Source organism: Promicromonospora sp. NPDC023805 (assembly GCF_040639635.1).
GTDB lineage: Bacteria > Actinomycetota > Actinomycetes > Actinomycetales > Cellulomonadaceae > Promicromonospora.
The window spans coordinates 652,468-675,454 of record NZ_JBFAAH010000001.1 but is presented as its reverse complement, the minus strand read 5'-3'; the positions used below and the strand labels follow the sequence as shown (position 1 = coordinate 675,454).

General features: G+C 70.6%; 23 protein-coding genes. 11 read left to right on the top strand and 12 right to left on the bottom strand.

Annotated features, from left to right (window positions below; translation table 11 throughout):
- Positions 1-62 precede the first annotated feature (62 nt).
- The 6 genes from AB0F70_RS03010 to AB0F70_RS02985 all read left to right on the top strand — a co-directional run bounded on the left by AB0F70_RS03010 (position 63) and on the right by AB0F70_RS02985 (position 6,761).
- Complete coding sequence (locus AB0F70_RS03010) at positions 63-1,097, top strand: TerC/Alx family metal homeostasis membrane protein (protein WP_357443410.1); 1,035 nt, start codon at positions 63-65, stop codon at positions 1,095-1,097.
- A gap of 102 nt (positions 1,098-1,199) precedes the next feature.
- A complete protein-coding gene (locus tag AB0F70_RS03005; protein WP_357443408.1) occupies positions 1,200-2,003 on the top strand; it encodes an SDR family oxidoreductase in 804 nt (267 codons plus the stop codon).
- A gap of 39 nt (positions 2,004-2,042) precedes the next feature.
- Complete coding sequence (locus AB0F70_RS03000) at positions 2,043-3,032, top strand: aldo/keto reductase (RefSeq protein ID WP_357443406.1); 990 nt, start codon at positions 2,043-2,045, stop codon at positions 3,030-3,032.
- Positions 3,033-3,170: 138 nt separating this feature from the next.
- Positions 3,171-4,721: a sugar ABC transporter ATP-binding protein gene (locus tag AB0F70_RS02995; protein ID WP_357443404.1), complete on the top strand. Its 1,551-nt coding sequence runs from the start codon at positions 3,171-3,173 to the stop codon at positions 4,719-4,721.
- A complete protein-coding gene (locus tag AB0F70_RS02990) occupies positions 4,718-5,743 on the top strand; it encodes an ABC transporter permease (RefSeq protein ID WP_357443402.1) in 1,026 nt (341 codons plus the stop codon). The genes AB0F70_RS02995 and AB0F70_RS02990 overlap by 4 nt, the downstream gene beginning before the upstream one ends.
- A 31-nt stretch (positions 5,744-5,774) precedes the next feature.
- Entirely contained in the window at positions 5,775-6,761 is a 987-nt protein-coding gene (locus AB0F70_RS02985; RefSeq protein ID WP_357443400.1) for an ABC transporter substrate-binding protein, read from the top strand.
- A 19-nt stretch (positions 6,762-6,780) separates the two neighbouring features.
- Here AB0F70_RS02985 and AB0F70_RS02980 read toward each other — a convergent pair whose 3' ends face one another.
- From AB0F70_RS02980 to AB0F70_RS02950, 7 genes are all read right to left on the bottom strand, one after another.
- The gene (locus tag AB0F70_RS02980; RefSeq protein WP_357443399.1) at positions 6,781-7,485 is read right to left on the bottom strand and encodes a FadR/GntR family transcriptional regulator; all 705 of its coding nucleotides are present in this window, start codon (positions 7,483-7,485) and stop codon (positions 6,781-6,783) included.
- Positions 7,472-8,854 (bottom strand): enolase C-terminal domain-like protein, encoded by a 1,383-nt coding sequence (locus AB0F70_RS02975; protein ID WP_357443397.1) that lies wholly within the window; start codon positions 8,852-8,854, stop codon positions 7,472-7,474. Before AB0F70_RS02975 ends, AB0F70_RS02980 begins: the two co-directional genes overlap by 14 nt.
- A 332-nt stretch (positions 8,855-9,186) precedes the next feature.
- Positions 9,187-9,681 carry a GNAT family N-acetyltransferase gene (locus AB0F70_RS02970; protein ID WP_357443395.1) on the bottom strand — a complete coding sequence of 165 codons (495 nt, stop codon included), beginning with the start codon at positions 9,679-9,681 and terminating at the stop codon, positions 9,187-9,189.
- Between the two features lie 3 nt (positions 9,682-9,684).
- Positions 9,685-10,884 (bottom strand): MFS transporter, encoded by a 1,200-nt coding sequence (locus AB0F70_RS02965; protein WP_357443393.1) that lies wholly within the window; start codon positions 10,882-10,884, stop codon positions 9,685-9,687.
- 81 nt (positions 10,885-10,965) lie between these two features.
- Positions 10,966-11,367, bottom strand: a complete 402-nt coding sequence (locus AB0F70_RS02960; RefSeq protein ID WP_357443391.1) for a hypothetical protein — start codon at positions 11,365-11,367, stop codon at positions 10,966-10,968.
- A gap of 80 nt (positions 11,368-11,447) precedes the next feature.
- Entirely contained in the window at positions 11,448-12,077 is a 630-nt protein-coding gene (locus tag AB0F70_RS02955; RefSeq protein WP_357443389.1) for a hypothetical protein, read from the bottom strand.
- 161 nt (positions 12,078-12,238) lie between these two features.
- The gene (locus AB0F70_RS02950) at positions 12,239-13,264 is read right to left on the bottom strand and encodes a LacI family DNA-binding transcriptional regulator (RefSeq protein WP_357443387.1); all 1,026 of its coding nucleotides are present in this window, start codon (positions 13,262-13,264) and stop codon (positions 12,239-12,241) included.
- Positions 13,265-13,355: 91 nt separating this feature from the next.
- Between AB0F70_RS02950 and AB0F70_RS02945 the strand changes: the two genes are divergently transcribed.
- Together AB0F70_RS02945 and AB0F70_RS02940 are read left to right on the top strand one after the other, a co-directional pair.
- A complete protein-coding gene (locus AB0F70_RS02945) occupies positions 13,356-14,534 on the top strand; it encodes a Gfo/Idh/MocA family oxidoreductase (protein WP_357443385.1) in 1,179 nt (392 codons plus the stop codon).
- Positions 14,535-14,579: 45 nt separating this feature from the next.
- Positions 14,580-15,653 carry a Gfo/Idh/MocA family oxidoreductase gene (locus AB0F70_RS02940; protein ID WP_357443383.1) on the top strand — a complete coding sequence of 358 codons (1,074 nt, stop codon included), beginning with the start codon at positions 14,580-14,582 and terminating at the stop codon, positions 15,651-15,653.
- 65 nt (positions 15,654-15,718) lie between these two features.
- Here the strand turns inward: AB0F70_RS02940 and AB0F70_RS02935 are convergent, their stop codons facing one another.
- The 3 genes from AB0F70_RS02935 to AB0F70_RS02925 form a co-directional block, all read right to left on the bottom strand.
- Positions 15,719-16,000 (bottom strand): hypothetical protein, encoded by a 282-nt coding sequence (locus AB0F70_RS02935; protein ID WP_357443381.1) that lies wholly within the window; start codon positions 15,998-16,000, stop codon positions 15,719-15,721.
- A 226-nt stretch (positions 16,001-16,226) separates the two neighbouring features.
- Positions 16,227-16,595 (bottom strand): SgcJ/EcaC family oxidoreductase, encoded by a 369-nt coding sequence (locus tag AB0F70_RS02930; RefSeq protein WP_357443379.1) that lies wholly within the window; start codon positions 16,593-16,595, stop codon positions 16,227-16,229.
- 122 nt (positions 16,596-16,717) lie between these two features.
- Positions 16,718-17,425, bottom strand: coding sequence for an SDR family oxidoreductase (locus tag AB0F70_RS02925; RefSeq protein WP_357443377.1), 708 nt, complete (start codon positions 17,423-17,425; stop codon positions 16,718-16,720).
- Between the two features lie 77 nt (positions 17,426-17,502).
- Here AB0F70_RS02925 and AB0F70_RS02920 point away from each other — a divergent pair, with 77 nt between their 5' ends.
- Positions 17,503-18,156: a TetR/AcrR family transcriptional regulator gene (locus tag AB0F70_RS02920; protein ID WP_357443375.1), complete on the top strand. Its 654-nt coding sequence runs from the start codon at positions 17,503-17,505 to the stop codon at positions 18,154-18,156.
- A 16-nt stretch (positions 18,157-18,172) separates the two neighbouring features.
- Here the strand turns inward: AB0F70_RS02920 and AB0F70_RS02915 are convergent, their stop codons facing one another.
- The gene (locus AB0F70_RS02915; protein WP_357443373.1) at positions 18,173-19,228 is read right to left on the bottom strand and encodes a hypothetical protein; all 1,056 of its coding nucleotides are present in this window, start codon (positions 19,226-19,228) and stop codon (positions 18,173-18,175) included.
- A 93-nt stretch (positions 19,229-19,321) separates the two neighbouring features.
- Between AB0F70_RS02915 and AB0F70_RS02910 the strand changes: the two genes are divergently transcribed.
- The gene (locus tag AB0F70_RS02910) at positions 19,322-19,900 is read left to right on the top strand and encodes a dihydrofolate reductase family protein (protein ID WP_357443371.1); all 579 of its coding nucleotides are present in this window, start codon (positions 19,322-19,324) and stop codon (positions 19,898-19,900) included.
- Positions 19,901-20,177: 277 nt separating this feature from the next.
- Here AB0F70_RS02910 and AB0F70_RS02905 read toward each other — a convergent pair whose 3' ends face one another.
- The gene (locus AB0F70_RS02905) at positions 20,178-22,031 is read right to left on the bottom strand and encodes a DUF222 domain-containing protein (protein WP_357443369.1); all 1,854 of its coding nucleotides are present in this window, start codon (positions 22,029-22,031) and stop codon (positions 20,178-20,180) included.
- A gap of 345 nt (positions 22,032-22,376) precedes the next feature.
- On the opposite strand from AB0F70_RS02905, the gene AB0F70_RS02900 reads away from it, so the two are divergent.
- The gene (locus AB0F70_RS02900; protein WP_357443367.1) at positions 22,377-22,907 is read left to right on the top strand and encodes a glyoxalase superfamily protein; all 531 of its coding nucleotides are present in this window, start codon (positions 22,377-22,379) and stop codon (positions 22,905-22,907) included.
- The last annotated feature ends 80 nt before the right edge of the window (positions 22,908-22,987 follow it).

Sequence of the window (22,987 nt, the reverse complement as noted above, 5' to 3'; positions counted from 1 at the left end):
GTTCCGCGGCCTCAGGCCCGCGGTCTCGATCCTGCAGTGCCTACAACCAGACGGAGAGACCCTTGCTCGAGATCAGTCCACTCACGTGGGGCGTGACCATCGGCTTTATCGTCCTGCTGCTGGCGGTGGACCTGGTGCTGGCGGCGGCCCGTCCGCACCACGTCGGCTTCAAGGAGGCTACCGCCTGGTCCGTGTTCTACATCGCGGTAGCCATCGGGTTCGGCGTCTGGTTCGGCCTGCAGTACGGCGGGACGGCGGGCACCGAGTACTTCGCGGGCTACATCATCGAGAAGAGCCTGTCGGTCGACAACCTCTTCGTCTTCGTCATCATCATGAGCACCTTCGCGGTGCCGGACAAGCACCAGCACAAGGTCCTCGTCTTCGGCATAGTGCTCGCGCTGATCATGCGCGCCGTCTTCATCGCGCTCGGCGCGTCGCTCATCAGCCTGTTCTCGTTCACGTTCCTGCTGTTCGGGCTGCTGCTGATCTACACGGCGGTGCAGCTGTTCCGGCACCGGAACGAGGACCCGGACATCGAGAGCAACCTGATGGTGCGCGGCGCGCGCCGCTTCCTGCCGGTCAGCGACGACTACATCGGCGGCAGGCTCGTCGCCAAGGTGGACGGCCGCCGGGTCGTCACCCCGCTGTTCATCGTGCTGATCGCCATCGGCAGCGTCGACCTGCTGTTCGCGCTCGACTCGATCCCGGCGGTCTTCGGCGTCACCGAGGAGGCGTACATCGTCTTCACCGCCAACGCCTTCGCGCTGCTCGGCCTGCGGGCGCTGTTCTTCCTCGTCAAGGGGCTGCTCGACCGGCTCGTCTACCTCTCGGCGGGCCTGGCGATCATCCTGGCGTTCATCGGCGTCAAGCTGATCCTGCACTGGGGCCACGTCGACATCGACGAGTCGATCCCGGAGATCCCGACGCCGCTGAGCCTCGGCGTCGTCCTCGGGGTCCTCGCCGTGGTGACCGTCGCGAGCCTGATCAGGACGCGCGGCATGCCGGACGAGAAGGCCCACGCGGGCTCGCTCACGGCCACCAAGGCCAGGCTGGAGGTCGGGCCGAAGGCCGGGCCCGACCAGGAGCCGCCGCGCTGACCGGGCTGTCGGCTCCGGCCGCCCCTGTGCTATACATCGGACGCTAATACATCTGATGTTTCCGCGCGGGGTCGCCGGAGCGGAGCCGGAGAAGGGTCACACATGACGGTCGAGACCACAGCAGGGGCATCAGCAGGAGCCGCGCCGGACGGTGAGCTCGCCGGCGTCCGCGCCGTCGTCACCGGGGGCGCGTCGGGCATCGGGGCCGCGATAGTGCGCGCCATGCTCGCACGCGGGGCGACGGCGACGTCGATCGACCGGGTGGCCGACGGCGTGCCGGCGGGCGCTGGGGCGCAGATCGCCGACGTGACGGACGACGCGGCGGTGCGCGCCGCCGTCGTGGCCGCGGCCGAGGCGATGGGCGGCATCGACGTCGTCGTGAACAACGCGGGGATCGGCGCGCAGGGCACCGTGGCGGACAACGACGACGCGGAGTGGCTGCGGGTCCTGGACGTGAACGTGCTCGGGATCGTCCGCGTGACGCGCGCCGCGCTGCCGTACCTGCGCGAGTCGCCGCACGCCGCCGTCGTGAACACCTGCTCGATCGCCGCGTGGACCGGCCTGCCGAACCGGGCGCTGTACTCGGCGTCCAAGGGTGCCGTGCAGTCGCTCACGCTCGCCATGGCCGCGGACCACGTGCGCGAGGGAATCCGGTTCAACTGCGTCAACCCAGGGACCGCCGACACGCCGTGGGTGAGCCGGCTGCTCGACGTCGCCGCAGACCCGGCCGCCGAGCGGGCGGCGCTGGAGGCCCGCCAGCCCTCGGGCCGGCTCGTCAGCGCCGACGAGGTGGCGCACGCCGTCTGCTACCTCGCGAGCCCGCTCGCCGCCTCCACGACGGGCGCGATGCTCGCCGTCGACGGCGGATCCCACGCGCTGCGCACCCGCGCGCCCGAGCAGGGCTGAGCTGAGTTGAGCGCAGAGTTGAGTGGAGGGCGCGACACCATGGAGACGACGACGGTGCGCGGCACCGGGATCCGGCTCACCACGCTCGGGTTCGGCGCCGCACCGGCGGGCAACCTGTACCAGGCGATGACCGACGAGGACGTGCACGCGACCTTCGAGGCCGCCTGGGCCGCCGGGATCCGGTACTTCGACACCGCGCCGCACTACGGGCTCGGCCTGTCGGAGCGCCGGCTCGGCGCCTTCCTGCGCACGCGGCCGCGGGACGAGCTGGTGGTGTCCACCAAGGTCGGGCGGCTGCTCGTGCCGTCGCCCGAGACCGCACACCGCAAGGACTCGGACATCTTCGAGGTGCCCGCCGCGACCCGCCGGGTCTGGGACTTCTCGCGCGACGGGGTGCTGCGGTCGCTCGAGGCCAGCCTGGAGCGCACCGGCCTGGACCGGGTGGACGTCGTCTACCTGCACGACCCCGACGAGCACTGGGAGCAGGCGGCGCACGAGGCGGTGCCCGCGCTCGTCGAGCTCCGCGACCAGGGTGTGGTCGGCGCGGTCGGCGCCGGGATGAACCAGTCCGCGATGCTCACGCGGTTCGTCCGCGAGACCGACGTCGACGTCGTCATGTGTGCCGGCCGGTTCACGCTCCTGGAGCAGGCCGCGCTGGCCGACCTGCTGCCGGCGGCCGCCGAACGGGGCGTGGCGGTGGTCGCCGCCGCCGCGTACAACTCGGGCATCCTCGCGTACGACTCACCGCCGTCGGACGCCACGTACGACTACGCGCCGGCGGCGGCGGAGCTGCTCGACCGGGCCCGGCGGATCGCCGCCGTCTGCGCCGAGCACGGCGTGACGCTCCCGCAGGCGGCGCTCGCCTACGTGCGCACGCACCCGGCGGTCGTGAGCACGGTCGTCGGGCTCGCGACGCCCGAGCAGGCACGGCAGGCCGGGGAGCGGGCCGCGGTGCGGGTGCCGGCAGAGCTGTGGCGGGCGCTGGCCGATGCGGGCCTGCTTCCGGAGGCGGCGGTCCCGGATCGCTGACCAGTCATCGGTCATCCGATCTATCCAAGCGAACTAGCGATCCAACGGCACGGCTTGGTAGAGATCTAGCCGCAGATCTTGAGATGCATCGGATGTCTGCGGTATGAATGCGACTACACGGAGGCAAAGGAGCATCGCGTGTCGGACCCAGCACTTCTCCGCGCCACGGGGATCAGCAAGTCCTTCCCCGGCGTGCTCGCGCTCGACGACGTCCACCTCGACCTGCGGCCCGGTGAGGTGCTGGCGCTCGTCGGGGAGAACGGCGCGGGCAAGTCGACCCTCCTGAAGCTGCTCTCCGGCATCCACCGGCCGGACGCCGGGACGATGGAGCTGGACGGGGCGCCGATGAGCCCCGCCGGCCCACGCCAGGCCAACGAGCTCGGCATCAGCGTGATCCACCAGGAGTTCCACCTGATGCCCGACCTGACGGTCGCGCAGAACATCTTCATCGGTCGGGAACCCCGCCGGGCAGGCCTCATCAGGGACGACGAGCTCGTGCGCCGGGCGACCGCGCTCTTCGAACGGCTCGGCATCCCGCTCGACCCGCGGCAGCCGGTGTCGCACCTGAGCGTGGCCGGTCAGCAGATGGTCGAGATCGCCAAGGCGCTCTCGTTCGACGCACGGGTGCTGATCATGGACGAGCCGACGGCGGCGCTCACGGAGACCGAGGTCGCGACGCTGTTCCGGATCGTGCGCGACTTCGTCTCGCCGCGCACCGGCGTCATCTACGTCTCGCACCGCATGGACGAGATCAAGGAGATCTCCGACCGCATCACCGTGCTGCGCGACGGCCGCTACGTGGACACGCTGCCGACCGCGAGTACCGAGACCCGCGAGGTCATCGCCGCGATGGTGGGCCGGCAGCTCGAGACCGGGGTGCGGCCGGCCTTTCGTACCAGCAGGGCCACGGCGTCGGACGCGACCGGGCGCGAGGTGGTGCTCGCGGTGCGCGGGCTGAGCACCCGCAAGCTCCTCAAGGACATGTCCTTCGAGCTGCACCGTGGCGAGATCCTCGGCTTCGCGGGCCTCATGGGCGCCGGGCGCACCGAGGTCGCCCGGGCGATCATCGGGGCGGACCGGTCGACCGGCGTCGTCGAGGTACGGGGCAAGCCGGTCACGGTGCGCCACCCCGCTGACGCCGTCCGGCACGGCATCGGCTACCTCTCGGAGGACCGCAAGCGCTACGGACTGCTCCTGGACCAGGACGTCGTGCGCAACGTGATGCTCTCCTCGCTGCCCGGCATGACCCGCGCGGGTTTCGTCCGCGACGCCGAAGGGCTCCGCGCGGCGACCGAGATGGTGGACCGGCTCTCGATCCGCACACCGTCGGTCACCCAGACGGCCAAGAACCTCTCGGGCGGCAACCAGCAGAAGGTGGTCCTGGCCAAGTGGCTCGTGCGGGACTGCGACGTGCTGATCGTTGACGAGCCGACACGGGGGATCGACGTCGGCGCGAAGGACGAGATCTACGGCCTGCTCACGAGCCTGGCCGCGCAGGGCAAGTCGATCATCGTGATCTCGTCCGAGCTGCCCGAGGTGCTGCGGCTCGCCGACCGGATAGTCGTCATGTGCGAGGGCCGGGTCACCGGCACCCTCGCGAACGCCGACGCGACCCAGCACGACATCATGGAGCTCGCGACGCGGTTCGGTGCCGACCGCTCGCTCGTCAAGACCGGAGACCCAGCATGACGACGCCGTCCAACCCGGCCACGGAGACGACCACCGGCCCGGCCCCGAAACGTGCCACCGCGAAACGTGCCACCGCGTTCGGCAACCGGCAGCAGCTGCAGCAGGTTCTCGCCTTCGCGGGGCTGGTGGTCATCTTCGCCTTCTTCTCGTTCGCCAGCCCGTACTTCCTCGACTGGGCGAACGTGAAGGGCATCCTCCTCGCGACGGCGGTCACCGGGATCATGGCGCTGGGCGCCACCTTCGTCATCGCGACCGGCGGGATCGACCTCTCGGTCGGCACCGGAATGACCCTGTGCTCGGTGATGACCGGCGTATTCCTGGCGAACCTCGGCCTCCCGCTCGTCGTCGGCGTGCTGGGCGGCCTCGCGATCGGCGCCCTGATCGGCCTGCTGAACGGCCTGAACGTCTCCTACCTGCGGCTGCCGCCGTTCATCGCGACGCTGGCGATGATGATGGTCGCGCAGGGGCTCTCGCTGGTGATCTCCGGGACGAAGCCCATCTACTTCAGCGAGGTGGGCGGGTTCGACCAGCTCGCCGCGGGGGAGCTGGTCCCCGGGCTGCCCAACGCCGTCCTGATCTTCTTCGTCGCCGCCGTCATCGCCGGCGTCACGCTGAGCAAGACGCTCACCGGCCGCTATGCGCTCTCGATCGGCTCCAACGAGGAGGCGACCGCGATCTCCGGCGTCGACGTGCGGCGGTGGAAGGTGGTCATCTACACGGTCGCCGGCCTGTTCACGGGTCTGGCGGGCGTCGTAATGGCCTCCCGGCTCAACTCCGCGCAGCCCGGCCTGGGCCTCGGGTACGAGCTCGAGGCGATCGCCGCCGTCGTCATCGGCGGAACCTCCCTGCGGGGCGGCAAGGCGACGATCCTCGGCACCGTGATCGGCGCGCTGATCATGGCGACGCTCACCAACGGCCTGCGGATCATGTCGATCCCGCAGGAATGGCAGAAGGTCGCCGTCGGCATAGTGATCGTGCTCGCCGTGTACGCCGACATGCTGCGCCGCGGCAAGGAAGCCTGAACTGACTGACCATCGAAGGAGCTGGATCAGCATGAACATCAAAACCACCACGCGCAGGCGGTTCGCCGCGGCGGCCGCCGCCTCCGTCGCCGCGCTGCTCGCGCTCACGGCCTGTGCCTCGGGCGGGGGCGCGGAGCCGGGGGCCGGCGACAAGCCCTACGTCGCCCTGGTCTCCAAGGGTTTCCAGCACCAGTTCTGGCAGGCGGTCAAGCAGGGGGCCGACGACGCCGCGGCCGAGCTCGACGTCGAGGTCACCTTCGAGGGACCCGAGACCGAGACCGAGGTCGAGAAGCAGCTCACCATGCTCCAGACGGCCCTCGACAAGAGCCCGGACGCGCTGGGCTTCGCGGCCCTCGACTCCGAGGCGTCCATCCCGATGATGACCGACGCCGAGTCGCGCGGGATCCCCGTCGTCGCGTTCGACTCCGGCGTGGAGTCGGACGTGCCGGTGACCACGGTGTCGACCGACAACCTGGCGGCGTCCGCCGAGGCGGCCAAGCACATGGCCGAGCTGGTCGGGAGCGGCAAGATCGCCATCATCGCGCACGACCAGACGTCGCAGACCGGGCAGCAGCGCGTGGAGGGGTTCACGCAGTACATCGAGGAGAACGCCCCCGACATCGAGATAGTCGACACGCAGTACGCGAACGGCGACCAGCTCAAGTCCGCCGACGCCGCCAAGGCGATCATGGTGGCCCACCCCGACCTCAAGGGCATCTACGGCACCAACGAGGGCTCCGCCGTCGGCGTCGTGAAGGCGGTGGAGGAGACCGGCAGGTCGGGCGAGCTCACGGTCATCGGCTTCGACTCGGGCAAGGCGCAGACCGACGCGATCCGCGACGGGCTGATGGCCGGCGCGATCACGCAGGACCCGATCAAGATGGGCTACGAGACCGTGAAGGCCGCCGTGGCCGCGATCAACGGCGAGGAGCTGGAGCCGGTCATCGACTCGGGCTTCTACTGGTACGACAAGAACAACATCGACGACGAGAACATAGCGGCAGTCCTCTACGAGTAGCGTCTGACAGGTGGGCAGGTCAGGGGACCTCGTCGAGGTTTTCCGGCCTGGGGAGCGAGTCCTCGACGCCCAGGAGGTGGCTCGCCATCCGGATCCGGGCCGCCTCCGGGTCCCGCGCGGCGAGCGCGCGCCAGATGGCCTCGTGCTCGCCGTGCGTGCGTTCCTCGATGCCCTCGGTGTGCAGGCCGCGCCACAGCCGCGCCCGGACGGTGCGGCCCGCGAACGACTCGATGAGCGCCTCCAGCACCGGGTTCCCGGTGTGCGCCGCGATGACGCGGTGGAACGCGATGTCGATCTCGATGAACCTGTCGTGGTCCACCGACGTGCCGTGCATGATCTCCGGGACCCGGTCCAGGATCGCGCGCGCCTCGGCCACCGCGTCGTCGGTCATCCGGATGGCGGCCAGCCCCGCCGCCTCCGTCTCCAGCACGCGGCGCACGCTGTGGAAGGCGGGCATGGCGCCGTCGTCCTGCAGGTCCAGGACCATGGCCATGGGGGAGAGCAGGCGGGCTGGGTCGAGGCTGGTGACGTAGGTGCCGTCGCCCTGGCGGGTGTGCACGACGCCGAGGATCGACAGGGCGCGGACGCCCTCCCGGAGCGAGCCGCGGGAGACCTGGAGCGTGTCGGCCAGGTCCTTCTCGACGGGCAGCCGGTCGCCGGGGCGGAGCTGTCCGTCGAGGATCATCCTGCGGATGCCGTCGACTACCTCGTCAGTGCGGGACATGCTCGGAAGTATCGCGTACGGGAGTGTCGCGCACAGAATCATCGCGCACCCAGTACGTCCCGTGCGGGAACCTGAACCGGTCCAGTGACTCCTCGTACATCTGCGTGGAGTAGCCCGGCCGGGACGGCAGCACGTAGGCGGTGCCCGCGCCCTTGTCGGCGACGATGCACGGGTCAGTGAAGTGCTCGTGCAGGTGGTCCACGTACTCGGTCACGCGGCCGTCGAGGTCGCCGCCGATCGCCACGTAGTCGAGCACGGAGACGTGCTGCACCATCTCGCACAGGCCGACGCCGCCCGCGTGCGGGCACACCGGCACCCCGAACTTCGCCGCGAGCAGCAGCACGGCGACTATCTCGTTGATGCTCGCGAGCCGCCCGGTGTCGAGCTGGCAGTAGTCGATCGCCTCGGCCTGGAACAGCTGCTTGAACATCACGCGGTTGTGGCAGTGCTCGCCCGTCGCCACCCCGATCGGCGCGACGGCGCGGCGGATGGCCGCGTGCCCGAGGATGTCGTCGGGCGACGTCGGCTCCTCGATCCACAGCGGGTCGAACCGGGCCAGCTCGCGCATCCACTCGATGGCCTGCGGCACGTCCCAGACCTGGTTGGCGTCGATCATCAGCGCGCGGTCGGGTCCCAGCACCTCGCGCGCGATGGTCAGCCGGCGCACGTCCTCTTCGAGGTTCGCCCCGACCTTGAGCTTCACGTGCTGGTACCCGGCGTCCACGGCCTCCTGGCAGAGCCGCCGCAGCTTGTCGTCGCTGTAGCCGAGCCACCCGGCCGACGTCGTGTACACCGGGTAGCCGGTCCGTTCGAGGTGCGCGAGGCGCTCCTGCTTGGTGCCCTCGCGCTCCCGGAGGATCTTGAGTGCGTCCTCGCGGGTCAGCGCGTCGGAGAGGTACCGCAGGTCGGCGACGTCGACCAGCTCCTCCGGCGTCATGTCGACCAGCACCCGCCAGAGCGGCTTGCCCGCGCGGCGTGCGACCAGGTCCCAGGCCGCGTTGAGCACCGCGGCCAGCGACAGGTGCACCACACCCTTCTCGGGCCCGAGCCAGCGCATCTGGCTGTCGGACGTCAGCTCCCGGTAGACGGCGCCCATGTCGGCGGCGAGCTTGTCGACGTCCCGGCCCACAAGCGCTGCCGCCTGCTGGCGCGCGGCCTCGGCGACTATGTCGTTGCCCCGGCCGATGGTGAACGTCAGCCCGTAGCCGCCGAGCGTGGCGCCCGGGTCGTCCGGGTCGGGTGCGTCCGTCTCCAGCACGACGTAGGCGGCCGAGTAGTCGGCATCCTTGTTCATCGCGTCGGAACCGTCGGCGGTGACCGACGTCGGGAACCGCACGTCCTCTACCCGGACCCCTGTGATCGTGGCCATGCCCGCCCTTCCGCAAACATCCGATGAACTGCCAGCAATCTACGGATGGTAGGCGCAACGGTCAAGGCGGCGATGTGGGGTCCCGGGGATTGGTTTGATCAATGGGCGAAGGACTGGGCCGGGCGCGGGCGGGGCGGGGACAGCCGGGCGGGCGGGAACCAGGGTTGGCGGGCTCACGAGTTCGGTCCCTTGCACCGTCACTGAGATGACTTCGGTCGGTTGCGCTGAGATCGGTCAATCAACCGACCGATCTCATGGCAACCGACCGAAGTCGCTCACGATCGGCAGCAACCGACCGAAGTCACGGCGCTGTCGGTGCCCAGTTCACTGCGTCATGACGGTCGAGCGAGATAGGCAGTCTTGGCATCGGGCGAGAAACCACACGCTCTGTAGAACGCATGCGCGGAAGGCTCGCGTGAACCTGTCAGCAACATCGCTTTGTAGCACCCCGCGTCCCATGCCGCTCGGAGCGTCCCGGCCATGATCTGCTTGCCCAGACCCGTGCCCCGAAGGGCTTCGTCAACGACGACGTTCTCGATGACCGCGTACGGCGACGCGGATCGAGTCATGTTCGGGATGACGTTCAGGTACGTCGTGGCAACGATGACTCCATCGGCTTCGAGCACGAACAGGTGCAGGCCCGACGAACTCAGAATCTGCGCGAAGGCCGCTGCATCAGAACCGTCAAGCAGAACCGGGTCCTCCGGCTGCAGCTGGCGGTAGAGACGAAGAACGTCTTCGAGGTCGCCCGGTCCGGCTTCGCGAAACAGAGTCATGGCCCGCAGGCTAGTGCGGCGACGCCGCGGAGCGCCGATGAGGCAGCGCACCGTCTACCCGCGGCGCTTGCGGTCGGCCTTGCCCGTCCAGTGGCCCACCCAGATCGCGCCCAGCAGCGCCAGCGTGCCGATGACCACCGGCGCGGCGGCCAGGGGTGCGATCGCGGCTACCGCGGACACGAGCAGCGGCCCGCCGGTGTTGCCGATGTCCCCGCACAGCCGCCAGCCGCCGAGGAACTGCGCGCGGCCCTCCTGCGGCGCGGCGTCGGCGCCGAGGGTCATCACGATCCCCGAGCCGAGCCCGTTGCCGACCGCGATGATCGCCATCACCAGGCCGACGCCGAGCGCGGAGTCGGTGAGTGGCAGCAGCAGGCAGCCGACGCCGACGGCGAGGACCACCGGTATCGCGACGACCTGCCGGCCGCGCTTGTCGAGCAGCCAGCCGCCCGGCAGGGTCAGCGCGATGTCGATAGTCGCCGCCACCGCGAAGAGCAGGGAGACCACCGCCGCGGAGATGTGGATGTGATCGGCCCACAGGGGCAGCAGGCCGGTGCGTACCGAACGCGAGGCGCCGATGATGATGACCGCCACGCCGAGGGTGAGCAGCGTGCGCCGGTGCTCCCACAGCACCGAGCGCACGGACAGCGGGGCGACGCCGCGGGTCACCCGGCCGAAGTCCGGCATGCGGGTGACGATCAGCGCCGAGGCGAGGGCTGCGCACACCGCGAGCGCGAACACCGAGCGCACCCCGGCCAGGTGGATCAGCAGGGCACCCAGCAGCGGGCCGATCAGAGCCCCGAGGCGCATCGACCCGCCCAGCAGTGCCATCGCGCGCGCCCGGTGGCTGATCGGTACGGCGTCGATCAGGAATCCCTGGCGAGCCTGCAGGAAGGTCGTCCAGCTCATGCCGCTGACGAAGACGCACAGGCACAGCAGCCAGACCGACGGCACCAGGAAGGCGGCAAGCATCGCCGCCGCGTCCACGAGCCCCGCGATCACGAGGGTGCGGCGCTCGCCGAGGCGGGCCACCAGCGCGCCGGACGGGAGGGAGTTGGCGAGCTGCCCGATCCCCAGGAGGGCGACCACGAACGCGGCCACCGCGGTCGTCGCGCCGAGGTTGCCCGCGTGGATCACCAGCACCGGCATGACGGCGCCGTGGCCGACCGAGCTGACCACCGACGGCAGGTACGCCACGACGGCGATGTCCCGGAAGCGGAAGTCCGGATCGTCTCCTGGGTCGCCCGTGCTCGTCACACCGGCATCCTGTCAGATAGTTAGCCGCGGCAACGACCTGGTCCGCAGGATGGGCAGACCTGGGTGGTCAGGCCGGCGGCGTCAGCCGCCGAGGTGCGGGTTCGCGGCGCGGATCGCGTCGGCGACCACGCTGCGGGCGTCGTCGCGCAGCAGCAGCTCCTCGCCATGGAAGAGCAGCACCACGCCGTTGCCCTCGTTGAAGACGCCGCGCGCGGCGAGGCCGGCTCGTTCCCACAGGAGCGCCAGCTCGGTGCCGAGCCGGGCGATCGCGCCGTCGGTCGGCCGGTCGGTGTCGAAGGTCCACTTCCCGAGCGGTACGCCCGCGACCGCGGCGATCGTCCACCCGAGCCCGCTGGTCCGCGGGTAGCTGGCGCCCAGGACCGGCGTGTACGCCCGGACGAAGACTTCGGCGGCGAGCTCTGCACGATCCATCGCGAGCAGCGCGGCGAGCTCTGGTGCGGGTCCTGCGGCAGGTTTCGGCACGGGCGCACGCTATCCGCGCCGGGTTGCCGTCGGGTGAACGGCAAGCCGACGCGATCGGCGCGTCACGTCGGCCGCCGTCGTCAGGCCATCTCGGGTACGTGGAGGTGTGCGAACGCGATCTCCATCTCCTCGACGTTGTCGACGGTGGCACCCAGCTCCGCGATGACTCGTTCGCGGATGCCGGTGGTGGCCTCGCGGCTGGCCTCCAGCGCCTCGCGGCTGTCGAAGGCCGCGGTGCCGACGACCCGGCCGGTCTCCCGGTCGACCATCAGGCTGGCGCTGCAGAAGCCGTCGAACTCCTGGATCTGCGGCACGATGACCATCCGGAACATGTCGATGGCGTTGTCGACCATGTGCAGGTCGCCGCCGCTGAGCCAGGTGAGGCGGGCGCAGGCGCCTTCGGGTGCGGCGTGGTCGCGGTGCACGACGGCGACCTCCCACTCGTGGACGTACCGGCCGGAGGTGCTGCCCAGCGCCCGCTCGGCGCGGTCGCGCAGCGGGCGCACGGCCGCGGCGCTCTCCTGCATCGTGTCCTCGGACGACCACGCCGTCGTGGTGATGCACCGGCCGCTCTGCCGGTCGACCAGCATCGACATCCCGACACAGCCGTCCATCGCGGAGACCGCCGGGAAGATCTCCTCACGAACGAGGCCCAGCCCGGAGTCGATCTCGGCGGGCTCACCCTGGATCTCGGTACTGCGGATGTACATGGCGGACTCCCTGGGTTCGTCAGCAGCGTCCGGACGGCGCTGCCGTCCCTCTACACGCTCCGCCGACCGGCGCTCGCGGTCAAGGGGGGAGCCCGTCGAGTTCGGCCGGTCCGGCGGCTCCTGACAGTTCCCGTCAGTTCCCGTCAGTTCGGCAGCTCCGGTCAGCCCGGCGCCCTCGCGGCGCCCGTCGACTCCCGCCAGACGATGCGCTGGAGGGTGGCCTCGCGCGGCGGCGGCTCGTCGCCCCGCAGCGCCGCGACCAGCAGCCGCATGGCGTGGTGCCCGGCCGCCTGGAAGTCGACGTCGACGGTGGTGAGCGACGGCATCGTGTAGGCGCCGAACGCCGCGTTGTCCCAGCCGGTCACCACGACGTCGCCGGGTACCGTCCAGCCGCGCTCGGCGGCGGCGCGCAGGACGCCGATCGCGAGCATGTCGTTGGCGGCGAGCACGGCGACCGGGGGCGCGTCGTCGGGCAGGGCGAGGATCGCCTGCCGCGCGGACTCCGCGGACCACCCGCTGCCGACCACGCCGAGCGACTCGAGCGGCTCGTGCGACTCGGCGCCGAGGCGCTCCAGGCAGGCGAGGTAGGTGTCGCGGCGTGCCCGCGCGGAGGCGAACTCCTGGGAGCCGGCGACGTGCAGGAACCTGCGGTGACCGGCCGCGACGAGCGCCTGGACGAGGACCTCCATGAGGTCGGCCTCGGCGAGCTCGCCCGAGCTGCGCATCTGCTCGTCGAACGCGGTCGCGGCCAGGACGGGAGGGGCGCCTCCGCCGTCGGACAGAGCCTCGGGGAGCACCGGGACGAACGTCAGGATGCCCTCGTACTGGCCGCCGGCCGCCAGCTCGAGCACACGCTCGGTCCGGTCCGCCACGCTGCCGTCGACGCTGCTGGTCTCGATGGCGTAGCCGGCCTCGGCTGCCGCACGGCTCGCGCCGGTCAGCATGCGCATCTGGTTCCCGACGGCTACGACGCCGGTGATCACCGCGAGCCGTCCGGAGCGCCGGGTCCGCATCGACCGGGCGGCGAGGTTCGGGCGGTAGCCGATCGACTCGGCCGCCCGCAGGACGCGCTCCCGGGTGGCCGGGGAGATCGAGCCCTTCCCGGTCAGCACGTAGGACACCGTGGCCTGGGAGACGCCCGCGAGACGCGCGACGTCACGGCTCGTCGGCGGGACTGCAGTGCTCACGGCGCTCCACTCTCTTGACAGCGGCCTACCCGACCACAACCATAGTGACACGTATCACCAGTGACACGTATAAGTCGCATCCGGGGGAACAGTGCTCAAGATCGGGATCATCGGGACCGGCGGGATCTCCCGCACCCACATCGACGGCTACCAGCGGTTCGGCGACGAGTGCGAGATCGTCGCCCTGTGCGACATCGCGCCGGGCAAGGCCGCCGCCCTGGGCGCGGAGCTCGGCCTCACCTCGGCGCGGGCGTACGAGCGGGTAGCGGACCTGCTGGCCGCCGAGGACCTGGACCTCGTCAGCATCGCGACGCCGCCGTCCACCCACGCCGAGCTGACGATCGCCGCCCTGCGCGCCGGCGTCGACGTGCTCGTCGAGAAGCCGATGGCGCCGTCGCTCGAGGAGTGCGACGCGATGATCGCGGCCGCTGCCGAGAACGACCGGATCCTGTCCGTCGTGGCGCAGAACCGCTTCCGCGACGACATGGCCACCCTGAAGGAGGTGCTGGACTCGGGTCTGATCGGCCCCGTCTCCCACGCCCAGGTCTCCTCGTCCTGGTGGCGCGGCACCGCCTACTACGACCTGTGGTGGCGCGGCACGTGGGAGCGCGAGGGCGGCGGGTGCACCCTCAACCACGCGATCCACCACCTTGACCTCACCTCCTGGATGCTCGGCGCGCCCAGCGCCGTCACCGCGGTGCTGACCAACGCCCAGCACGAGAACTCGGAGGTCGAGGACCTCTCCGTGGCCGTGCTGCAGTACGACCGGGCGCTGGCCGAGGTGACCAGCTCGGTGGTGCACCACGGCGAGGAGCAGGCGATAGTCGTCCACGGGCGGCACGCGCGGGTGTCCCAGCCGTGGAAGGTGGTCGCCGACGTCGCCGAGCCCAATGGGTTCCCCGCCCCCGGCGGAGACCCCGCCCTGGTCGCCAAGATCGAGGCGCTCGCCGCGGCGCACAGCCCGCTGGAGCACGAGGGCCACCCCGGGCAGATCGGCGACGTGCTCGGTGCGGTGCGCGAACGCCGTCGTCCAGTGGTGGACGGCGCGGACGGACGTCGCGCGATCGAGCTCGTGACCGCGATCTACCAGGCGGGTATCGAGCGGCGGACGGTCGACCTGCCGCTCTCGCCGGACGACCCGTACTACCGCGCGGGCACGCTCGTCGAGCGCGCGCCGCACTTCTTCGAGAAGACGACGACGGTGGCCGACCTGCCCGGTGACATCACCGTCGGCAGCAGCGCGACCAGCAGTGCAGCCAGCGACGGCTGACCTGCTTCAAGAACGAAGCCCGAGACGAACAGGACCAGAGATCTCATGACGACGACCAGCGGCGCCGCCTACGCGCCGGAACCGATCCCCGCACCCGTAGTGGGTGCCGGAGACTTCTCCTTCGCCGCGGTGGGCCTGGACCACGGGCACATCTACGGCATGTGCGAGGGCCTGATGGGCGCCGGCGCGACGCTCAAGTGGGTGTACGACCCGGATCCGGCGAAGGTGGCGGAGTTCCGCGACAAGTTCCCTGACGTGCAGGTGGCGCGCGCCGAGGACGAGGTCCTCGGCGACGACGAGGTCCGTCTCGTCGCCGGCGCACCGGTCACCTCCGAACGCTGCGCGCTCGGCCTGCGGGCCATCGAGGCCGGCAAGGACTACTTCGTCGACAAGGCTCCGCTGACCACCCTCGACCAGCTCGCGGCGGCCCGGGAGGCGACCGCCCGGACCGGGCGCAAGTACGCCGTCTACTACTCCGAGCGGATCCACGTCGAGGCGGCGGTCCTGGCCGGCCAGCTCATCGACCAGGGCGCCATCGGCCGGGTGCTGCAGGTCATGGGCCTCGGGCCGCACCGCCTGGGCACCGGCCGCCCGGACTGGTTCTACGAGAAGGAGAAGTACGGCGGGATCCTGTGCGACATCGGCAGCCACAACTTCGAGCAGATGCTGCACTTCGCGGGCGCCAAGGACGCCGAGGTCGGCTACTCGGCGATCGCCAACTACAACCACCCCGAGCACCCGGGGCTCGACGACTTCGGTGAGGCGTCCATCGTCATGGACACCGGCGCCAGCGGCTACGTCCGCGTGGACTGGTTCACCCCGGACGGCCTGAGCACGTGGGGCGACGGGCGCACGTTCGTGCTCGGCACCGAGGGCTACCTCGAGCTGCGCAAGTACGCCAACGTCGCGACGGACCAGGGCCCCGGCCACGTGTTCCTCGTCGACGGCAAGGGCGAGCACCACATCGTGGCGGAGGGGAAGGTCGGATTCCCCTACTTCGGCCAGCTCGTCCTCGACTGCCTGGAGCGCACCGAGACCGCGATGACGCAGGAGCACGCGTTCAAGGCGGCGGAGCTCAGCGTCCTCGCCCAGCAGGGCGCGCGCGTCCTGTCTGCGTGACCTTTCGTGAGCCCGCCCGGTCCGCCGGGCGGGTTCGCGCGGGCGGCGCCGCCCGGCGGACCGGGTCACCAGTCCCGGGTCGCGTCGACGCCGTCGATCAGCGCCTGCCGTTCCGCGGTGACGTCGAGGCCCCGTTCCGCGGCTGCGGAGTTGAGGAGGCCGACCACTGCGTCGTACAGCTCCTCGCGCTCCTGGGTCATGATCAGGCCCGCGCGGGTCGCCTCGTCGATGGCGTTGAAGGCTTCGCCGTACTCGGCTCCGATGCGCTCGAGGACTGACGTCCGGTCGGCCGAGGCGCCGTCGAGCGCGGCCAGGATCTGACCACGTGTCTTCCTGATCTGCGCCACCGACTTCTGGTAGGCCCTCTTGCTGACTGCGGGGCGTCCGCGTCCAGGCCGGTGACCTGAGCTGCTGCCCACTCGCCGAGGTCGGCGTGCCAGGTGACGACGACGTCTCCCGGGGCGAGTGGGCGGGGCGGGCAGTGGAGCGCTGGGGAGGCATTGCCGCAAACGTAGCCGCGGCCACTGACATCGCTGCGGCCGCTGACATCGCCGCAGCCAGTGACGTCGTCCGCTACCGCACGCGGGAGACGTGGTAGTGGCTGATCAGCCACTGGCCGTCCACCTCGACGGCGGCGACGGTGAGGTGGACGTCCACCGGCCGGTCGGGCCGGTGAAAAGTGACCGCCGCGTAGCCGAGCACGGCCCCAGGGGCGAGCGTCCGGCTGTGGAGCAGCGTGTGGTCGGCGGTCAGCCCGGGCGGCTGCTTGCCGTAGTAGGCGGCGACCGCGGCCCTGCCGAAGGCGGGCTCGGGGTCGAAGCCCTGGAACAGGGCGTCGTCGGTGAACTGGGCGGCGATCTGGTCGAGGTCGCGCCGTCGGATCCCGTCGGCCCAGCGGTCGAGCAGGGCGGAGATCGTGGCGGCAGCGTCGGGGCGAGTCATGGTCTGTCTCCTGGTCCGGTCATGCGGTTCGGTCATGCGGTTCGGTCGTGCGGTTCGGTCGTGCGGTTCGTGGTTCGTGTGGCAGCGTGCGGGGCGGCCCTCTCGGGCCGCCCCGGTGCGGGTCAGTGCCCCGCGATCTGTCCGCCGTCGATGTGGAGGAACTCGCCCGTCACGAAGGGCGACTGCTCCAGGTAGATGACGCCGCGGGCGACGTCCTCGATCTCGCCGAGGCTGCCCAGCGGGTGCAGGCCGGCGAGTGCCTCGTGCGTCTCCTCCGGGTGCATCGGGGTCTTGATGACGCCGGGGGAGACCGCGTTGAAGCGGATGCCCTGCGACGCGTACTCGATGGCCAGCGCACGGGTCGCCGAGGCGACACCGCCCTTGGTCACCGATGCCAGGGCCGAGGGGAAGACCGAGAGCGCGCTCTCGACCAGCGTCGTGGTGATGTTGACGACGTGCCCGCCACCGGCGGCCTGCAGCTCCGGGATGACGCGCTGGGTCAGGTGGAAGAAGCCCCCGACGTTGATCGCGACCATGGTGTTGAAGTCCTCGGTCGTGTACTCGGTGAACGGCTTGGCGATGAAGACGCCCGCGTTGTTCACGAGCGTGTCGACGCGGCCGAAACGCTCCACGGCGGTCTTGACGATCAGGTCAGCGGTCGCCGGGTCGGAGATGTCCCCGGCGACGGTGGCGAGGTCGTCGGCCTCGTCCTGGTCGATGGTGCGCGAGTTCGCCACGACGGCGTAACCCAGTTCCCGGTACGCGGCGACGAGGCCGGCGCCGATGCCCTGTGAGGCTCCCGTGACGATGGCTACCTTGCGAGTGCTCATGATGGTCGGTTCCCTTGTAGACGGTCGGTCAACTACTGGAGGTTCCAGTTATAGTTGACCAGTCGTATACTGTCAACATGCCGCGAACCTCAGATGGACGAGAGCGCCTGATCGAAGCGGGCGTCGAGCTGTTCTCCCAACGCCCCTACGGTTCGATAGGCGTCGCGGAGCTCTGCACGCGCGCCGGTGTGAACAAGGGGTCCTTCTACTACTTCTTCCCGTCCAAGGAGGCCCTGGCGCTCGCCGTCATCGACCGGCACTGGGCGTGGCAGCAGGGCGTATGGGCCGAGATCCTCGGCGGACCCGGGACGATCCTCGAGCGGCTCCGCGCGCTGTTCGCCGCCACCGCGCAGATGCAGATCGACGCGCGGACCGGCACGGGCTGGGTCGCCGGCTGCCTCTTCGGGAACTTGGCGCTCGAGGTCAGCTCCCAGAACGAGCCGGTGCGCGAACGCCTGCAGGCGATCTTCGACGAGCAGATCGAGCTGATCCGGGCACCCCTCGCCGCGGCCGTCGAGTCCGGCGAGCTCCAGCGTCCGGCCGAGGACGTCGAGGGCGCGGCGAAGGCGATAGTCGCCCAGGTCGAGGGACTCGTGCTGTTCGCCAAGCTGTTCAACGACCCGGCACACCTGGACGCGCTCTGGCAGAACAGCCTGCGGCTCCTCGGGCTGGAGCCCGCGAACGCCGCAGGTATGGCGAACGCCGCGGGCGCGCCGCCCTCGCGGGCGTAGGCGGCCCACCGGCTGGTCAGGGCCTGCGCGTCCGGACCATCCGCTCCTCGCGGAGCGCAACCTCCAGCGCCATGAAGGCCAGCACGTCCAGGACCAGCCCGAACGCCGCCGTCCACCGCAGTGCGCGGAACACCAGGAGCTGGGTGAACAGCAGGCTGATGAGCACCGCGCGGCGCATCCAGACGGCTCCGCGCAGGTGATTGTTGCGGCCGACGACGACGCCCACGAGCAGCAGCACCACTGACGCGCCGACGGCGGCGAGGATCGCGAAGCCGGTCCACTGGGGCAGCCCCGGCACCTCGCCGCGTACGACGCTCAGCCCCACCATCGCCTCTGCGACGCCCACCAGCACCAGGACGCAGATCAGCAGCCACGCCGCCCATGCCCGGTCCACCAGCGCGTCCAGCCAGCGCACGACGCGGTCGACGCCGCCGCGGACGGGGTCGGGCAGGTCGGTGTCGTCGTCGGGCACCGCGTCGACCAGCTCGGCGACCAGGTGGGCGCCGGGCTCGCCGGCACCCTTGGCGGCGAGCTCGCGTGCCTCGGCGCGGGCCGTCGGGGTGAACCCGCCGGCCAGCCCTGCCGTGAGCCGGTCCGCCGCCACGGCGAGGTACTCGGCGGGATGGTGGGCACGGCGGCCGTGCAGCCCTTCGACGATGAGGACGAGCACCACCGTGACGAAGTAGATGATCGCTGCGGTCGGCGCGTAGAAGTAGTCGTTGTCGGCGGTCACGAACTTGCCGACCTCGTCGATGAACAACCCGAAGCCCACGCCGCCGAGCGCCGCGCCGAGGGACCGCGGCACGGGGCCGACGTAGGACAGCAGCAGCATCATCGCCAGCGCCATGAGCAGCCCGCCCCACAGGACGTGCGCGACATGCAGATCGCCGCCGCCGATCTGCGGGTAGTCCGCCGCGGCCAGGTAGGCGCGCGTGGCCAGCACCGTCACGACGCTCGCTACGAGGAAGGTCACCAGGTGCCGCACCGCCGCCGTGTCGCGTGGCGCCCCGAGCCGCAGCAGCTGGCTGCGGCCCGCGAGGCTGCCTGGTCCGGTCGTCAGCTCGTTCGTCACGCTGTGTCCTCTCCTGCCGTCCGACGGCGATGAGATCCGCCGCGGCCTCCGGTCTGTATCGACGTACCCGACAACTATTCCCAGGAGACCATCATGACCACTACCTACACGTTCGACGTGTTCTCCAGCCTCGACGGCTTCGGCGCCGCCGGCGGCGACTGGACAGGCTACTGGGGCAAGCAGGGCCCGGAGCTCCTGGAGCACCGGCTCGCCCTGTACTCACAGGAGCAGCGGTTGGTCCTCGGGGCCAACACCTACCGGGCGTTCGCGCAGATGCTGTCCGAGAGCTCCGAGGACTCCGACGTGCGCGACCCGTGGGTCACCCGGATGCGGAACCTGCCGACGACGGTGGTGTCGAATACGCTGGAGGGTCCCCTCGACTGGCCCGACGCGCAGGCGGTGGGCGGCGACGCGGTCGACGTCGTCGCACGGCTCAAGGAGGAGTCAGAGGTGCCGCTGTGTTCGCACGGGAGTCTGTCGATGAACCGGGCGCTGATGGCCGCAGGCCTGGTCGACCGGGTCCGAGTCACGCTCTTCCCGGTGATCACCGGCCGGACCGGCCTGGACCCGATCTTCCAGGGTGCCTCCGACTTCGACCTCGAGCTGATCGAGCACGTGACGCTCGACGGCGACATCCAGGAGCTCGTCTACCGGCCGACTCTGCATGAGTGACGGATCGGTGGGCCGAGTACTGGGATTGGACCGGAAGGCTCCGGGGTGCGCCTGACCGATCGCAGGTCAGGCTGCCTCGGTGGTCGCTTACGGCGGGCGTGGGGGTGGTGGCCTGGTGAGCCGGTGCGGCCCGGTGCGGTGCGGTGAGCCTTTGGTGGGCTCGCTGGGTGCGCCAGACCTGCCGGACTGCTGGGCCTGACTGGTCATACGGGCGCGGCGGGGCCCGGCAGCCGGATCAGGCGGGTTGTCGAGGTAGTGCCGGGTCCGGCCGGCCGGGTCAGGCGGCTTCGGTGCCCGTTGGGGGTGGGGCTTCGATGGGTTCGGGTAGTTGGATGCGGTGCCCGTAGGCGTCGGTGAAGGCCCATCCGGTCTCGAGCAGGGCTCCGGCGGTGGTGTTCGTGGTGGGCTTGCCGGTCCAGTGCATGGTGATGCCCTTGGTGTCGACGAGCTGGTGATGGAACCAGCACAGCAGCGCACTGTTGGTGACGGAGGTGTCTCCACCATCAGCCCAGTGGGTGATGGCGTGGTGGACCTCGCATCGTGAGGGTGGTTGGTCGCATCCTGGGTAGACGCAGTGTTGGTCTCTTGCGATGACGGCGCGTCGCATCTGCCCTGACACGGTCCGTTGGGCGCGTCCCACGTCGAGGACGGCGCCGTCGGGGCCGAACACGATCCGGGTGATGGCGCTGTGGCACGCCAACCGGCGCACCAAGGCGCGTGGGGCGCGGCCGCCGGTCTCGGTGAACACCGGACCACCGGGTGACAAGAACCCGGACACTGTCGTATCCGCTGTACTCCAGCCACCTGGACCTCCGCCTGGACGTCCATCCGGGCTTGCGGTGAGGCTCCCGACCGGACTTCCGGCAGACTCTCCAGCCGGGCTTCCGGCGGGCTCTCCGGCCACTGAGCCGGTGTTCACCGCACCCGCATCCGCACCCTCACCAACATTGGCACCTGCACCTGCACCTGCACCTGCACCTGCACCTGCACCGGTGCCCGTGCCCGTGCCCGTGATCTTCACACCCGCGCCGAGGCGCTTGCCGCGACCGGGCCGGGCCTGTCCGCAGGTCAGGCACAGGCCGTCCCGGGTCCGGGTGACCTGGGCGACGAACTCGCTCCAGGACACCGTCACGTTCAGGTGCGGCGCGATGGCGGCTCCCGGGGAAGCCTGGTTCGTGTCCAGCGCCACCCGGGCGACGTCCGCGAGGCCTTGTGCGCGGCGCTGGGTCGTGGTTCGGGTGTCCTCGGCTGACGGGGCGCCCAGGACCGCGTTGATCGCGGTGGTGAGCTGGAGGCCGTGCTCGTCGGTGAGGAACCCTGCCACGTGATACCCGCCGAATGTCTTGGCCAGGTCGAAGAACTCGCCCTGCGCGGCCTTGTCGTCGTCGAGGTCGTCGGTGTCCGGGTCGGTCACCGTGGCGAACCGGCGGGCGACCTTGCGGAACTGGTCCGCGTTCAACGATCCAGCCTCCCGCAGGACCACGCCCTCACCCGTGGTCAGCGTCCCGTCCGCGATCGCACCCTCCAGGACCTGCGTCACTAGCTCGCGGGTGCGGGTCCCGTCCGGGTCGTCGGCCGGGTCGGGGAAGTCGACCGGCACGGTCTGCACGAACTCTTCCGGTGTCGTGGTGTGCCCGGTGCGGGTATTGATCAACCACGCCAACGCGTCCGTGCGGGTCTCGCTCGTGGGCGCGACCTCCGTCATCACACGGGCATGGTCGACGCCGAGGGTTCCCGCGACCAGGCGCTCCCTAGTGACGGGTAGCGCGGTCGCCAGGCGGCGCGCGATCGTCATGTCCTTACCCGCGGTGTAGGAGGAGATGCCTTCGCGGAGTCGGAGCCAGGACGTGAACGTACGAGTCATGCCACCCGAGCGCCACGACCCCTCGTTCTCGATGCGGGGCAGCAGGGTGTAGCGGACACCGTCCAGGCGCCCGGTCAGTCGGCGGATCCGCGTGTGTGCCTCGACCAGGCGACCGATGCTCGGGGCATCCCATCCGGTCAGCGTCTCGGGGTCGGTCAGCGCGGACAACTCGTCTACCGCATTGTCGATCCGGGCCAGCACGTCCTCGATCGACGTAGCACCGGGCAGGCCGCCGGCGGGTCCGTCGTTAGTCGTCCGCTCCACCATGCCCACCCCCTGTTCGCCTCTAGCACTCACTGCCTCGGTATCCCCATTATGTCGAACACTCGTGCGATCTGCTTGGTAGATTTCAAATCTGTGGATAACCCTTTGTAGGTGGCGGCAGGCGCTGGCCACCCCCTCCGTAAGCTGTGAGCGCATGCTGACCCGTGAGTTGGGCGCCGGGTTGCTAATCTCTACCCGGGCACTCGATGAGCCCACCGCCCGCGCCGAGATGATCGGTCTGGTGAATGCATCGACGAAGACGTCTGTCAGAGGTTCGTGCCTACCACGGTGCCCCGGACGGCAGTGCGGGCACCGACCAGCTCACGGCACCGGGATAGCGATGAACTCGTGGACCTGACACTTGCCCATGCCAAGACGGCCGCCCACGCGCTGCGCCGGGCGCTCGCCGACACCGACGTCACCATCAGCCACAGCCGCGCGCTGGAGATCGTCGCTGCGCAGCTCGGCTTCGCTGACTGGAACACCGCATCCGCGCGGCTGCCTGGAGGGCCGCCGGACTTCGGGCGCGCGGTCCCGGTACTCCGTGTCCAGGACGAGGCGCGCGCACGAGAGTTCTACGTGGACTACCTTGGGTTCGGCGTCGAGTGGGAGCACCGCTTCGAGCCGGGGATGCCGCTCTACCTGCGGATCCGCCGCGGCCAGGCGGTGCTGGACCTGTCCGAGCACCACGGCGACGGGACGCCGGGAACAGTGGTCTGGGTGCCTGTCGCCAGCGCCGACGTGCTCCATGCGGAACTCTCGCGCCGACCGCATGCGCGGCTTCGGCCCGGCATCGACCGCGACGCTCCGGGCGGGCCCACCATCGAGCTCGTCGATCCGTTCGGCAACGTGCTGCGACTCTGCGAGCCCACGGGCTGACGTCGAGCCGTCGGCGTCCGCCCGCCCGCCCCTGCGAAGGGCGGGCGCCGAGGCCTTCGGCGACGCGGTCGTCCGGCTGC